This window comes from Parendozoicomonas verongulae (assembly GCF_009711465.1).
In the GTDB taxonomy this organism is placed as follows: domain Bacteria; phylum Pseudomonadota; class Gammaproteobacteria; order Pseudomonadales; family Endozoicomonadaceae; genus Sansalvadorimonas; species Sansalvadorimonas verongulae.
This window is the reverse complement of sequence record NZ_SMME01000776.1, coordinates 1-13,780: the sequence shown is the minus strand read 5'-3', so window position 1 is coordinate 13,780 and position 13,780 is coordinate 1. Positions and strand designations below refer to the sequence as shown.

Genomic DNA, 13,780 nt, shown 5'->3' with positions numbered 1-13,780 from the left:
TCAGAAGTATCATTGCAAACTGCGGGGCAGGTTTCAGGCTCACCAGAAGAAACGTTGTCACGATCAGAGCTTGCGTATCTTTCCGATTTTTACCTGGAGGAGTCCTGTGAAGAGTGCAGGGATGTCGAAGCGTTCAGAGAGCAGTTTGCGGCTAAGCTTCCGGGCTATTTGAAGCGCAACCAAAAGACAACCATGTACGACCTCCAAAAAGCCGCTAAAGACATTGAGTACGGCGGTGAGCCCATAAAGGGGAAAGACAGAGGGCTGGAGGATATGGTCAAACGTATTCTCAACCCCGGCAAAATGCAAAAATTTGATAGTCTGAATGCCAGAACAGAAGACGTTCTGGCCTCGAAAAACCTGATAAGCCCCGAAGGTTATCGCTTTCGGGATGTAAAATGCCCTGATGACACCTGCGTTAACCTGTGGCTTCCCGATGAGCACGGTACACTCACGGCACAGAGCGGAAAAATTCACGCAAGCTATATGCCCGTACCTGACAAAACATTCGCCATCGCCACCCAATATCCAAAAAATAATGAGCAAGCCATGGGACGTTTCTGGAAAACAGCCGTACAGCATGAAACAAGCCTTATTGTCGACCTGACTCAGGCAGCCGATGGACTTACAGCTTATTACCCTAAAACGGTCGGGAAAACGACAGTCTATGATGGTGTGAAGGTTACCCTTACACAAGCAGAAGGCAAACGCTTCACCTACCACATTAATGACACCACGACAGGCCAAACCCATCAAGTGAGCCGCCTCAATGTTGATTACTGGGTGGATAAAGAAGCTCTGTCCGTAAAAGATCTCTCCAATCTGGTTGCCTATGTGGGTGACGACGGCTTTGAAAATATTATGGTGCACTGCAAAGCGGGTATTGGCAGAACCGGCACAGTCATGACCGGTGTTGCACTGCTGAATATGATGCGTAAAGGCGACATCAATCCCAACAAGATTGAAAGCACCGTAGAGCGTGTCATATTAGACATGCGAGGCGCCCGAGGGGGGCGTGCTGTTCAGACAGCCGATCAGCTGCAACTTCTCAAAGATCTGGTCGCGTCCTGGTTCCAGAACGGTACACCCTAGAAACACCACCCGTCAGCAAAAAGAAAAGCCGCTCTGTATCCAAAGCGGCTTGTCTTTTCAAACAGCTTTTCAAACAATGGTCTGTCAGCTAATCACTTCCACGCCGCCCATGTAAGGCTTCAGAACCTCGGGCACGTGAATACGGCCTTCTTCATCCTGATAGTTTTCCATTACCGCTACCATGGTACGACCAACGGCCAGACCGGAACCGTTCAGAGTATGCACGTACTCAGGCTTACCAGTTTCCGGGTTACGGAAACGCGCCTGCATACGGCGCGCCTGGAAGTCCAGACAGTTGGAGATAGAAGAGATCTCACGGTACTTCTGCTGACCTGGCAGCCACACTTCCAGATCGAAAGTTTTGGTGGCACCAAAGCCCAGATCACCTCCACACAGCTGAACTACACGGTAAGGCAGTTCCAGCTTCTGAAGAATGGCTTCTGCGTTCGCGGTCATTTCATCCAGTGCATCAAAAGAAGTCTCAGGGTGAACAATGCGCACCATTTCAACTTTGTCGAACTGATGCTGGCGAATCATGCCACGGGTGTCACGGCCGTAGCTACCCGCTTCACTGCGGAAACAAGGAGTATGACCGGTCAGTTTTACTGGCAGCTGTTCCGCATCCAAAATGGACTCGCGCACCAGGTTGGTCAAAGTCACTTCAGAAGTTGGAATCAGATAGTGAGGCTTCTCCTGCTCTTCTGCTGTGGTCTTGAACAGGTCTTCCTCAAACTTGGGCAGCTGCCCCGTGCCGTGGAGAACGTGACCGTGTACCAGGTACGGGGTGTAACACTCTTCATAGCCATGCTCACCAGTTTGCACGTCCAGCATAAACTGAGCCAACGCACGGTGCAGACGTGCCACCTTGTTGCGCATCACAACGAAACGGGAACCTGACAGCTTGGCACCAGCATCGAAGTCCAGACCTTTCTCTTCGCCCAGAGCAACATGATCCTTTGGCTCGAAAGTAAATTCCTTTGGAGTCCCCCAGCGGCGCACTTCTACGTTATCGTCTTCAGAATCACCTTCTGGTACGGAGGCGTCTGGCAGGTTGGGCAGCACCTGCATAATGCCATCCAGTTCCGACAGTATGCTCTGTTCGCGGCTTTCTGCTTCCACCAGCTTGGCGTCGATACCAGACAGTTGCTCAGCAACCTGAGCCTTGGCTTCGTCCACAGACATGCCCTGACCAATCAGTTTACCGACTTGTTTGGAAGCCTGCTTTTTCTCTGCACGCAGATTCTGAGCCGCAGCCTGCACGGTTTTGCGCTCCGACTCCAGAGACCTGATCTGTTCAACATCGAGATCAAACTTCTTCTTGCGAAGGAGTTCGGCAACATGTTCAGGGTTCTCACGAACGAATCTAGGGTCCAGCATTGGAATCCATTAACCTTAAAAAATTGTAAATCGAAAGCCGCTTCGAGGAGAAACAGCGGAGAGAAACAGCCACCAGCCTGAGTCAAGCCAGTTTTAGACAGGCTCAATAATAAAAGATACAGCGATATTGGCAATATCCCCGCAAGAATCTTTCTCTATGTTTTGATCTGGAGCCAGTTGAGTGCGTATTGATCCTGCCAATGGGTAAGAGTATTGTTTCTTACAATATTTTTACATTCCACACAGGCTCGAGCCTCTCGGGTCATCAAGGTTTACTCATGTTTTCATCTGTATTGGCCATTGGCTTTGGAGCAGCTTTGGGGGCGAATTGTCGCTGGCTGCTGGGTCTGGCTCTGAACCCGTTATTCACCGGTGTCCCCTTCGGTACTCTTACAGCGAACTGGTTGGGAAGTTACCTGATTGGGCTGGCGATTCCCGGACTTAACGCCCTCTCCATCGCCAGCCCCGAGATACGGGTGTTTGTTATCACCGGTTTCCTCGGTGCACTCACCACCTTCTCCTCCTTCTCCGCAGAAATGGTCAGCCTGATTCAGGAAGGACGTTTTGGCTGGGCCGGTGCCGGCATTCTTCTGCACGTGATTGGCTCCCTGTCCTTGACCATGCTGGGCATTTACACCATGCACCTTCTGCGTCAGTGGGGCGCACAATAACAGTCTGAAGAGCAGCGCCTTACCCTCTCCGCTTCTGGCTGGAGTGCTGATCGAGAGATTCCAGCCAACTCAACTTATCACTGATCTTGCGCTCCAACCCTCGATCCGATGGATCGTAATACCGCTTTGGCTCCATCTCTTCGGGGAAATAGCACTCCCCTGCCGCATAGGCATTCTCTTCATCATGGGCGTAACGATAGCCTTCATTATACCCCAGATCCTTCATCAGTTTGGTGGGGGCATTGCGCAGATAAATGGGCACCTCATAGGACGGGTTGCTACGCACATCTTCGAAGGCTGCGGCCATAGCGCGGTACACAGCATTGCTTTTCGGTGCGCTAGCGCAGTAGGTAGTCGCATGAGCAATGGCGAGATAACCTTCCGGCGCCCCTAATCGCTCAAAAGCCTGCCAGGCGTTCAGGGTAATTTCCAAAGCGCGGGGGTCTGCATTGCCGATATCCTCACTGGCAATAGCTACCAGTCGTCGTACGATATAGAGCGGGTCTGCACCACCATCAATAATCCGCGCCATCCAATACAAAGCACCATCAGGGCTGGAACCCCGTACAGATTTATGGAATGCAGATATCTGGTCATACCAGGCTTCGCCGTGGTTATCGAAGCGACGCAGGTTGTCCACCAGCACACCTTCGAGAATCTCGCGGGTAATCACACCATCGGTGGCCAGATCACTGGCGACTTCCAATAGATTCAGCACTCGCCTGGCATCACCATCAGCAGCCTGAACAATGATGTCCCGAATTTCATCGCTCACCTGCAGGTTCTGGCTGCCCAAACCCCGTTCAACATCGTCAAGGCCATGATCCAGAACATTGCGCAAAGCGTCATTACCAAGGGATTTCAGCACATACACCCGGGCACGGGAGAGCAATGCGTTATTCAGTTCAAAGCTGGGATTTTCTGTAGTGGCCCCTACAAAAATCACAGTACCGTCTTCAATATGGGGAAGAAATGCGTCCTGCTGGGCTTTGTTAAACCTGTGCACCTCGTCAATAAACAGAATGGTACGACGGCCCGACTGAACCCGATCCATCCTGGCTCTGTCTACCGCTGCACGGATATCCTTCACCCCCGCCAAAACCGCAGAGAGACTTTCAAAGCGAGCATCGCAGACATTGGCAACCAAACGAGCCAATGTCGTTTTCCCAACCCCCGGCGGCCCCCATAAAACCATAGAGTGAGGCAGGCCAGACTCAAGTGCCACCCGCAAAGGTTTGCCTTTACCCAGGATATGCTCCTGCCCCAGATAATCATCCAGAGAGCGAGGGCGCATACGGGCAGCAAGGGGTTCGTAAGCCTGCCCTTTGCCTTTACCGGAAGCAACGGTGGCAGGCTCGGAGAAAAGTGATCCGGTGCTCATTTCTTCGGCTTGGGTGTATTCAGGGCAGTGGAGGTTTGATCAATCACGTCCGTACCGGGTGGCACGTACAGTTCAAAATCCCTGTCTTTTGCTTTGACGTTGATCTTCACATCAGAAAAATGAATGCGCGTTCTGGAACCCAGTGTGTCCAGCAGCACCATATCCTTCAGAATTTTGTCTTTAAACGACACCTGTAGCTCTTGAAAGGGGCTATCGTTACTTTTCGGTGTCAGGGTGAATAAATGCTCACCACTGGCCTTGGACATTTTTACTATGAACTGGTCCAGGATTTCTGTTGTATCGCCACTGAGCAGTAAGGCGGGTGTAGCACTGGTGCGCTTATCCATATCCTGCAAGGTGACCTGATCCAGATCTTTATCGTAATAACTCACCCGATGACCGTTCGATACCACCTCCTGAGGAAACGGCTCTGTCACAATCCAGCGGAACAAGTCTGGACGTTTCAACAGCATTGTGCCCTGGCTTTCCTGCAGGCGCTTGCCGCCGTCGTCCAGTGTATGCTGGTCGAAGCTGGCGCTCAGGGTTTTCACGTCTGCAAAGAGGGCAGACAGCTCATTGGCCGCCTCTCTTTCCTGAAGAGAAATCACTTTGACATCATCAACTGCCTTTCCTTGAGAAGCCATTACAGGGCTTACCGCCAGCGTTGAGATAATCATGGCGGCTGCCAGCGGTTTAAAGGCTCTTTTTAGCAAAAGAGTACTACCTGAGAACATTGTCGTATCCATAAATCACAATTTCTTTAACGGGGTGCCGGTGGCGCAATCACTTCACGATTACCGTTAGCGCCTGCAGGGCTGATCACACCGGCGCGCTCCATAGCCTCAATAATATTGGCAGAGCGGTTATAGCCAATTTTCAGTTTCCGCTGAACGGAGGAGATCGACGCTTTGCGGGACTCCGTCACAAAGGCAACAGCCTCATCGTAAAGAGGGTCCTGTTCCGAATCGGCCTCGCCAAACTCGCCACCGCCCTCTTCTGATACGCCGTTGAGAACCTCTTCAATGTAGTCAGGCTCACCACGCCTCTTCCAGTCAGCCACCACTCGATGTACTTCTTCATCACTGACAAAAGCCCCGTGAACCCGTACAGGCAAGCTGGTGCCCGGTGGCAGGTACAGCATGTCGCCATGACCGAGGAGTTGTTCTGCACCGCCCTGGTCGAGAATAGTACGAGAGTCAATTTTAGAAGACACTTGAAAACTAATACGGGTGGGTACATTTGCCTTGATCAAGCCGGTAATCACATCCACGGATGGGCGCTGGGTTGCCAGGATGAGGTGAATACCTGCAGCCCGGGCTTTTTGAGCGATACGGGCAATCAGCTCTTCCACCTTTTTGCCTACGATCATCATCATGTCGGCAAACTCATCAATCACCACCACAATAAACGGCAGTGTTCCCAGCTCCGGAGCTATGTCTTCGGAAGATACCGGCTGATAAAGAGGATCACGAAGGGGCTCACCACTTTCGGCTGCGTCTTTGACCTTACGGTTAAAGCCCGCCAGATTTCTCACGCCCATGGCCGCCATCAGTTTATAGCGGCGCTCCATTTCAGCCACACACCAGCGCAAACCGTTAGCAGCTTCTTTCATATCGGTAATGACAGGAGCAAGCAGATGAGGAATACCATCGTAAACCGACAGTTCCAGCATCTTGGGATCAACCATAATCAGCCGTACCTCTTGTGGAGAGGCTTTATACAGCATACTGAGGATCATGGCATTCACCCCCACCGATTTACCGGAGCCGGTGGTACCAGCCACCAGCAGATGAGGCATTTTGGCAAGGTTGGCAACTACGGGCTGACCGGCTATATCATGGCCAAGAGCAAGGGCCAGAGCGGAATCGGAACTATCGAATACCTGAGAGGCAATCAGTTCACTGAAATACACAACTTCCCTATCCTCATTCGGAATCTCAATACCAACAACAGATTTACCGGGAATCACCTCGACGACCCGCACGCTGATGACGGCCAGTGAGCGCGCCAGATCCTTGGCCAAATTGGAAATCTTGCTGACCTTCACGCCCGCCGCAGGTTGAATTTCAAAGCGGGTAATCACCGGTCCGGGGTGTACAGCTACAACCTCGGCAACCACACCAAAGTCTTTTAACTTCAGCTCCAGCAGACGGGACATCCCCTCAAGGGATTCCTGAGAGTACCCTTTCTTCTGGTTTTTATCCGGCACATCCAGCAAGCCAAGAGCAGGTTTTTCGCCACTTGGTGCGCTTTCTTCAAACAGAACCTGCTGTTTTTCTTTCACTACCTTGGCACTGACTTCTGGCAACTTGGGTGGTGGTGCAATTTGGGGCGGCTCCCTGCGTTGCTGGCGCGCCCTTTCCTCTAGCAGCGTTTGCTCCCGTTCCTTCCTGGCTTTGGTCACTGCGCGCTTTTCTTCCAGTCCACGCAGGTAGTCCCGCAACCAGAGCATACTTTTTGTCAGGGAGGAGAAGAGTTTCAGGGTGTAATAACCTGTCCCATCCATCAGGGCAAACCAGGACAAATCAGTCAGCAGCGTAACACCAAACAGGAGAAGTGCAGAAAGCACCAGCGTAGTGCCATGGAGACTCAACACTGGCAGAACAACTTCAACAGTCTGCCGACCAAGAATACCACCTTCTGACGACGGCATACCCGTGTGACCATCCAGATGCAAACTCAACAGAGCGTCCCCGCACACCAGACAAAGTACGAGCCCAATAAAGCGTAATATGAGCATCACGCCATTCCACGGTGCGGGATCATGACGATCCCGGAACACCGTCCAGGCACGGAACAAAAGCAGAAATGGGAAGAGAAAGCCCAGATAACCAAAGAGGCTAAGAAAGACATCGGCAAACCAGGCGCCCGCACGGCCACCGTAGTTGGCCACGTCAGCTACCGGCCCGATGCGTGTCCAACCAGGGTCATCAGGTGAATAGCTGATCATCGCCATAGCCAGATACAGCCCCAGCACAATAAACGTCAGCATCAATCCTTCTTGCAGACGTACGGCCAGCCAGCTTTTCACTGCGCTGCTGCCTGCTGCACTGTTATTGCCAGCAGCTTTCATCGCAGCCCGGGATGTTTTTTTATCTGAGTTAGAGCTTTTCCCTTTCTTCACACTGCCCGCCGCATCCGTGTTGTCTGCACTTACATCTCTGTATTGTATGGCTTTTCCGCAGGCTATGAAAATCAGTTGATAAGAGTACTTACCTGACGAGCTTTGCGAATCAGGTTTTCACCGTCAGCCAAGCCTTTAATAAAACGCTCTGGAATCCCATTTAAACCATTGACAGCACCGGCCAGTGCTCCAGTCAATGCAGCTCTGGCCATATTATTGCCACCTCCATTACTGGCTGACAGCGTTGCCATCTCAAAGTTATCCGGGAAACGATAAAGCAGGTAATAAGCGGCAGGTACCAGATGCATAAACTGGCAATCCATACCGTAAACATGACTGATGTACCTGGGTTCTTTAATGGTGACCAGATCTTGCTGCTGGGCTATAGCGCCGTAGCCCGGAGTGAGAAAACGATCATAGCCACCCACCCGCGTGTAAATCTGCTTATTCTTGCTTAAGCCCTTCATGTAGGCATTGATATCCTGAACCCCGGCACCGTTAATCAAACCCTGAACGACAAGCCCGTAGGTAATTTGATTGCCACGGGTAAAAGCATCAGTAAAAAATACTTTCAGGAAACGGTCTGCCTCCCGTACAAACGTCTCGGGTTCTGGATAAAGAGCCGCGAGCAGGACAATCAGCTCGGCGCCATCCGCACTGTCCTGACTGGTTGCCATGGCCGGGTTATCCCAAGCTATACCATCACGGCGTTTACCCAGCAAAAGACGATAGAGGCTCTCTGTGTAACGACCGGAGTAAGACTCCCCATTAAGAGTGGTAAACAAGCCATCCAGCCGACGGAAAAAATCAGCAGAGTTGAAACGACCTTCCGAAATAATACTGTCCAGCAATAACATATAGATTTGACCACTCTGAGCCACATCCCCGGCCCGCAGCCCCTGATCGTAACGAAGCTTGCTCACCCTGGCGAAGGCATGGTCACCATCGGGTTTGGGGTCAACATAGTCATTCACCCAGATGCCATGATCTCTGTGCAGTACGTCCATGTCGTAGTACCACTGAGTGCCCATTCCCAGAGCTTCCCCGACCAGTAACCCGATAACTGCACCTGCAGCGCGTTCTGGCCTTGTTGCATTCATCGCGTCTGTGACCTTTTGCTGCTGAGACGTACTCTGCGCCTGCAACTGGTTGGCGCAACCCATGAGCCATACCAGCCAGAACAACGCGATATTCCTGAATGCTCTATATCTCAAGCCTTGCACTGCCATCACCTTCCCAAAAGTGTGAACCAGACATCTGAGACAGAAGACAATAGCTGCATTTCACTCACTCTGCTGAAGAAGCACCGATTTATCCAACACACCAAACGGATTAAAAGCCACTCGCAAACACAGTTGCAGGTTCAGAGCGATAGCGCAGAATACGGCCATAAAAATACCCACCATAATGCCAATCTGGTACTTGGCTGCAATAAAGGGCAAGGCACCACCCAGAATCTGGCCTGTCATCATACCGGGAAGAAACACAATGCCTAACGTGGCCATACTGCCCAGTATGGGTGTCAGGGACGAACGAAATGCTTTTTTCAGGGCCGGTTCAACGGCCTCACGTACCGTTGCACCTAAAAGCAGATCAGAGAGATAAGCTTCTTCCTGATCTTTCAGCTCTCCAAAGAAAACTTCCAGCGCCCGGATATTACCCTGCAGACAATTGCCAAGCAGCATACCCGCAATCGGTATCAAGTAGCGGGCATCAAACAGGGAGTCCGGCTGTACCAGCACCACCAGAAACAGCCCCGTCACGACAGTAATAGAGAGTAACAGGCTGATCTGTGTAATCACCAGCAACTTCATAGATCGCAACCCGGCCCTGCGCACAATATTGGTATTGGCTACCGTCATCATAATCAGCAACCAGACAATATTGACGACGGTGTGATTCAGCTCAAACAGGTATTTCAGATACAAACCCACCAACAACAGCTGCGCCACCATCCTCCCAATACTGATGACCATATCCTTGCTGACATCTATCAGCTGCCACCTCTGCAAAAGAAGCAGAGGGAGCAGCAGCAGACTTACAAAGCCCAGCAGGTTCGCTAGAGAAATATCAACCACGCTGGACATATCCCCCCTCCCCCTCTTCCATGGCCACAGTCTCAAACATATGTCCGTGCTCCATAGTGAATACGCGGCTGCACCGTGATATCCAGCGGGAGTCGTGTGATGAGGAAATCACGGTTTTCTGTCCGTTTAACAGCAGCGCTATCACGGCATCGGTAGACTCATCATCCAAAGCCGATGTGGGCTCATCGGCAATAATGACACTGGGGTTAAGCAGTAGAGTACGAGCAATGTTCACCCGTTGTCGTTGGCCACCCGAAAGGGCAGTGACTTTTTTATCCAATACATTGTCGGGCAGCAGTAATTGCTCCAGCTGCATGTTCATAGTCTCTTCACTGGGGCGGCACGAACGATAAGCTGCAAAGCTGTAAGGGCGCAGCAGAGTTTCTCGTACACTGGCATCCAGAAAGCGAGATTCCTGAGCAATATAACCGCAATGGGTACGTACAGTTGCAATCGTCTCAGGGGTTACCGTTTCTCTCTGAAACTGATACTCGCCTTTATCCCAGCTCACGCCCCCCAGAAGTAGTTTCAGCAGGGTGCTTTTTCCTCCACCGGATGGCCCGACAAGAACGGCTGAGTCCCCAGTATTAATATCAACGGACAGGTCGTGCAAAACCTGTACGCCTTGATAAGTCACACAAATATTTCTTAAAGTTATCATTTTTCTTCTTGCAGGATACCTGTTGCAGTTTCAGACCGGTGTTGTTTATTTGGGGAATTGATAGTGGTATAAGAACGCCAACGATAACAAATAAACACTAACTCAATCATGACAGAAATCACTCAGGCCCTCGTCGTTGACGACTCAAGATCTGCCCGTTATTCCCTCAAGAAAATGCTATCAAAACAAGGCATTGACACACTCTTTGCAGAATCTGCAGGAGCTGCACTCAACCTTTTAGAAACAGCAAAGCCTGATGTAATTTTTATGGATCATCTGATGCCAGGCATGGACGGATTTGAGGCTACCAAAGCTATCAAGGCCAACCCCCGGACAACCACAATTCCTATTGTTATGTGCACATCCCGGGAAGGAGCAGATTACGAAGGCGAAGCAATAATGAATGGTGCTTCTGCCATTTTGCCTAAACCGGCCCCTGAAGGAACCCTGATCCGCATTTTAACCAATCTCATCGAACCAGTACCACCCACCCAGACAGAGGCGGCTCCAGATAACAGCCACTTGCTGGAAACACTTACAGATACGCTTCGCCCTGCTCTGGCCTCTGAGTTACAAGACTCACTTCAAAGTCAGGTTGCCACACTCGCAGAGTCGCTGAACAGTGCATTGGAAACTCGACTCTCACAAAAAGTCGGCCAGCTGTTTGAAGATCAACAGGAGGAACAGTTACGCATCATTAACACCCGCACTGCCAAGCTGCAACAACAGCTCATCGATACACTGAATGAAGAGCTGGATGGCAAGATCAAATATGCTGTGCGCCAGCAGTTTGCAGAAAGAAAAAGTGATGAAGAGTTAGTTGAGCAGATCAGCGATGAACTCAAAACTGTGCTGACACAGCAGCTAAAGGAGGAACTGGTTTCCACTCTCCTCTTGCAAGAGCAGGCCATTATGGACGCTGTTCACAAAGAGCATCAGGCTCTTTTACAAACAACATCCCGTGCCCAGATGGTAGGTACTGCAGGCATAGCTGTTGGAGTATCGGCTCTGATTGCAGCATTGGTACTGTAGTTAAGTACCCAAAGCAATGGTCCGGGTACTTAGCTAAGGAGATCCTGCTCCGTAGAAGGGATAGAAAAATGGCTGTGTCGGCATAGCCACGTATCATCGTCATTATGGAGCAGACCAGTACTGTCATCCTGAGACACATCCATCTCCGTGATTTCATTGCACATCTCCACCCAAAAGAATGGGAGAAGGATAGCCAACATAAGGGTATCAATGACCGAGCCAGTAGAACCGCCCGTAGTCCACCAGAATCTCATCCCCCTGAGCCACTGCATTGCGAGTGACAACAAACACGTAGGGCCAGCCCCGGTATACAACCATGGCAAAAAAAGCATTCGCAGCCTTCACAACATCACCAGGGCGGTAGGTCGTATTGGCATTGATGCACACAGTGACATTACCATAGCCGTACCCACACAGATCCAGCCGGACAGCGTCCATGGAGCAGTCCACCCCATAACGTCCGACATTATGGCCGTGCACACTCTGCTCTTCCTGCTGGTCTCTCCCATGACAGTACTTACCGACATAAGGGCCAAGTACGGTAAATGCATCAATGTTTCGAGCAGCAACAGCCCCACTCTGCCCCCGCAACCCCAGGCGTGGGTCATCATTCTTAATAGCAACATGCTTGATATTGCGTTCGAGTTCACCAGCACGGGTGCGAGCATCCATAGTCAGCCAGCGTTCGACAATACCTTCCCAAGTCACTGTACTGGTGAGTGAGCGATGGATGCCTTTAGGCCGCACATTCCTGGGAAGAGTCAGTCGGGTTTTATGCTGACCACTGCTTAAACGCTTATGGAGCCACTCAGCCTCGTGTCCGAACTGATGGAGAGGTGCCCTGTTGTCCCAGTAGCGAGTAAGAGTCTTGATAGCCGTTGTTTTACGCTTGCGTGGTTTAACGGGTTCGTCATCTTTATCACGTAGAAGCATGTAATCGGGGGGGAGCGTAACGGGTATAACCGGAATGCCCTCTAGTGTAATACGTGGCTCCCAATCATCCTCCATTTGATCACTGAATTGACTATCGACTCGATCCAACATGCGGGTACCGTCTTGATTCACCGCCTTACCAAGTTGGTTTGATTCATCCTGATGCTGAGGAAGAATCACTGAAGTATGGGGGGCCTCCGAGCGAATACGAGATTTATCCGGCATTTGTATTCAATTCCACAATTCCTTATCTATTCACTCTATGACAGAACCCCAGGAAGTAAATAAGTCAGGTAGCCTGGTATTGCTCACATAATGATGCAATAGCTTACATATTCACCGCATATCGTTATCGAAAGAGAGGTACGGTTTCTCTATACTGGTGCGATTCAATTTTTACTGTCATAGAGCCAAAGGAAGAGCACATGTCCTTTCTCACGGGAAAACGTGTACTAATTGTGGGTGTAGCCAGCAAGCTGTCTATCGCCCATGGCATTGCGGAAGCCATGCACCGGGAAGGTGCTGAACTGGCCTTCACCTACCAGACGGAAAAGCTTCAGGGTCGTGTCGAAAAATTTGCCGAAGGCTGGGGCTCCTCAGCAGACCTGTGCTTCCCCTGTGATGTAGCCGACGACGCCCAGATTGAAGCAGTTTTCACTGAACTGGGTAAAAAATGGGATGGTCTTGACATTATTGTTCACGCTGTAGGCTTCGCCCCTGGCGACCAGCTGTCTGGCGATTTTACCAGCGCGACTACCCGTGAAGGCTTCAGAATTGCTCACGATATCAGTTCTTATAGTTTTATCGCTCTGGCGAAAGCGGGCCGTGAGATGATGCAGGGCCGTAACGGCGCACTGCTGACCCTGTCCTACCTCGGTGCAGAACGCACCATGCCGAATTACAACGTCATGGGCCTGGCAAAAGCCAGCCTGGAAGCCAGCGTTCGTTATCTGGCTACCAGCCTCGGCCCTGAAGGCATTCGCGTGAACGGCATTTCTGCCGGCCCTATCCGTACTCTGGCAGCCAGCGGCATTGGCAGCTTCCGAAAGATGCTGAACTACAACGCCGACCGTGCTCCTATGAAACGTAATGTCACCCAGCTGGAAGTGGGTAACGTAGCCGCTTTCCTGTGCTCCGATCTGGCTAGCGGTATAACCGGAGAGATCACCTATGTAGATGGTGGCTTCAACATCACAGCCATGGGCTCTCTGGAAGAAGCTTAAGTCTGTTTCTCTTCCCGGGGGAGGGTGAGCAAAGAGCATAAGGACAGACCGGGTCACTCATCTTTCCTGTTGGGCAGGGTGTGTTTGTATCTGTGTCTGGTGACATTGCTGGATGTGGTAAACGTTTTGTTGCATCCGTCAAAGCCACAGGAAAAGGGCTTGTCTCCTATGTGGGTGCGCTTATGTTTGGTGAGATTGC

At 51.1% G+C, this 13,780-nt stretch carries 12 protein-coding genes; 4 read left to right on the top strand and 8 right to left on the bottom strand.

Going from position 1 to position 13,780, the window contains the following annotated elements; translation table 11 throughout:
• On the top strand, positions 1-1,092 hold a 1,092-nt coding region (locus E1189_RS06500), incomplete at its 5' end, for a protein-tyrosine phosphatase family protein (RefSeq protein ID WP_155159228.1).
• Positions 1,093-1,176: 84 nt separating this feature from the next.
• On the opposite strand, the gene serS is transcribed toward E1189_RS06500, so the two are convergent.
• The gene (serS, locus tag E1189_RS06495; protein WP_155159227.1) at positions 1,177-2,469 is read right to left on the bottom strand and encodes a serine--tRNA ligase; all 1,293 of its coding nucleotides are present in this window, start codon (positions 2,467-2,469) and stop codon (positions 1,177-1,179) included.
• Between the two features lie 278 nt (positions 2,470-2,747).
• Between serS and crcB the strand changes: the two genes are divergently transcribed.
• Positions 2,748-3,140 (top strand): fluoride efflux transporter CrcB, encoded by a 393-nt coding sequence (crcB, locus tag E1189_RS06490; RefSeq protein ID WP_155159226.1) that lies wholly within the window; start codon positions 2,748-2,750, stop codon positions 3,138-3,140.
• 19 nt (positions 3,141-3,159) lie between these two features.
• On the opposite strand, the gene E1189_RS06485 is transcribed toward crcB, so the two are convergent.
• The 6 genes from E1189_RS06485 to E1189_RS06460 all read right to left on the bottom strand — a co-directional run bounded on the left by E1189_RS06485 (position 3,160) and on the right by E1189_RS06460 (position 10,393).
• Positions 3,160-4,521, bottom strand: coding sequence for a replication-associated recombination protein A (locus E1189_RS06485; RefSeq protein ID WP_155159225.1), 1,362 nt, complete (start codon positions 4,519-4,521; stop codon positions 3,160-3,162).
• Positions 4,518-5,267 (bottom strand): outer membrane lipoprotein periplasmic chaperone LolA, encoded by a 750-nt coding sequence (gene lolA, locus E1189_RS06480; RefSeq protein WP_155159224.1) that lies wholly within the window; start codon positions 5,265-5,267, stop codon positions 4,518-4,520. The genes E1189_RS06485 and lolA overlap by 4 nt, the downstream gene beginning before the upstream one ends.
• A 14-nt stretch (positions 5,268-5,281) precedes the next feature.
• A complete protein-coding gene (locus tag E1189_RS06475) occupies positions 5,282-7,594 on the bottom strand; it encodes a DNA translocase FtsK (protein WP_155159229.1) in 2,313 nt (770 codons plus the stop codon).
• Between the two features lie 122 nt (positions 7,595-7,716).
• A complete protein-coding gene (locus E1189_RS06470; RefSeq protein ID WP_196221263.1) occupies positions 7,717-8,868 on the bottom strand; it encodes an ADP-ribosylglycohydrolase family protein in 1,152 nt (383 codons plus the stop codon).
• A gap of 60 nt (positions 8,869-8,928) precedes the next feature.
• On the bottom strand, positions 8,929-9,732 hold the full coding sequence (locus E1189_RS06465) for an ABC transporter permease (RefSeq protein WP_155159222.1): 804 nt from the start codon (positions 9,730-9,732) through the stop codon (positions 8,929-8,931).
• Positions 9,716-10,393: an ABC transporter ATP-binding protein gene (locus E1189_RS06460; RefSeq protein ID WP_155159221.1), complete on the bottom strand. Its 678-nt coding sequence runs from the start codon at positions 10,391-10,393 to the stop codon at positions 9,716-9,718. The genes E1189_RS06465 and E1189_RS06460 overlap by 17 nt, the downstream gene beginning before the upstream one ends.
• A 108-nt stretch (positions 10,394-10,501) precedes the next feature.
• On the opposite strand from E1189_RS06460, the gene E1189_RS06455 reads away from it, so the two are divergent.
• Entirely contained in the window at positions 10,502-11,425 is a 924-nt protein-coding gene (locus tag E1189_RS06455) for a response regulator (protein WP_155159220.1), read from the top strand.
• 207 nt (positions 11,426-11,632) lie between these two features.
• On the opposite strand, the gene E1189_RS06450 is transcribed toward E1189_RS06455, so the two are convergent.
• Positions 11,633-12,583: an SET domain-containing protein gene (locus E1189_RS06450; RefSeq protein ID WP_155159219.1), complete on the bottom strand. Its 951-nt coding sequence runs from the start codon at positions 12,581-12,583 to the stop codon at positions 11,633-11,635.
• A gap of 200 nt (positions 12,584-12,783) precedes the next feature.
• Between E1189_RS06450 and fabI the strand changes: the two genes are divergently transcribed.
• Positions 12,784-13,581: an enoyl-ACP reductase FabI gene (gene fabI / locus E1189_RS06445; RefSeq protein WP_155159218.1), complete on the top strand. Its 798-nt coding sequence runs from the start codon at positions 12,784-12,786 to the stop codon at positions 13,579-13,581.
• Positions 13,582-13,780: the final 199 nt, after the last annotated feature.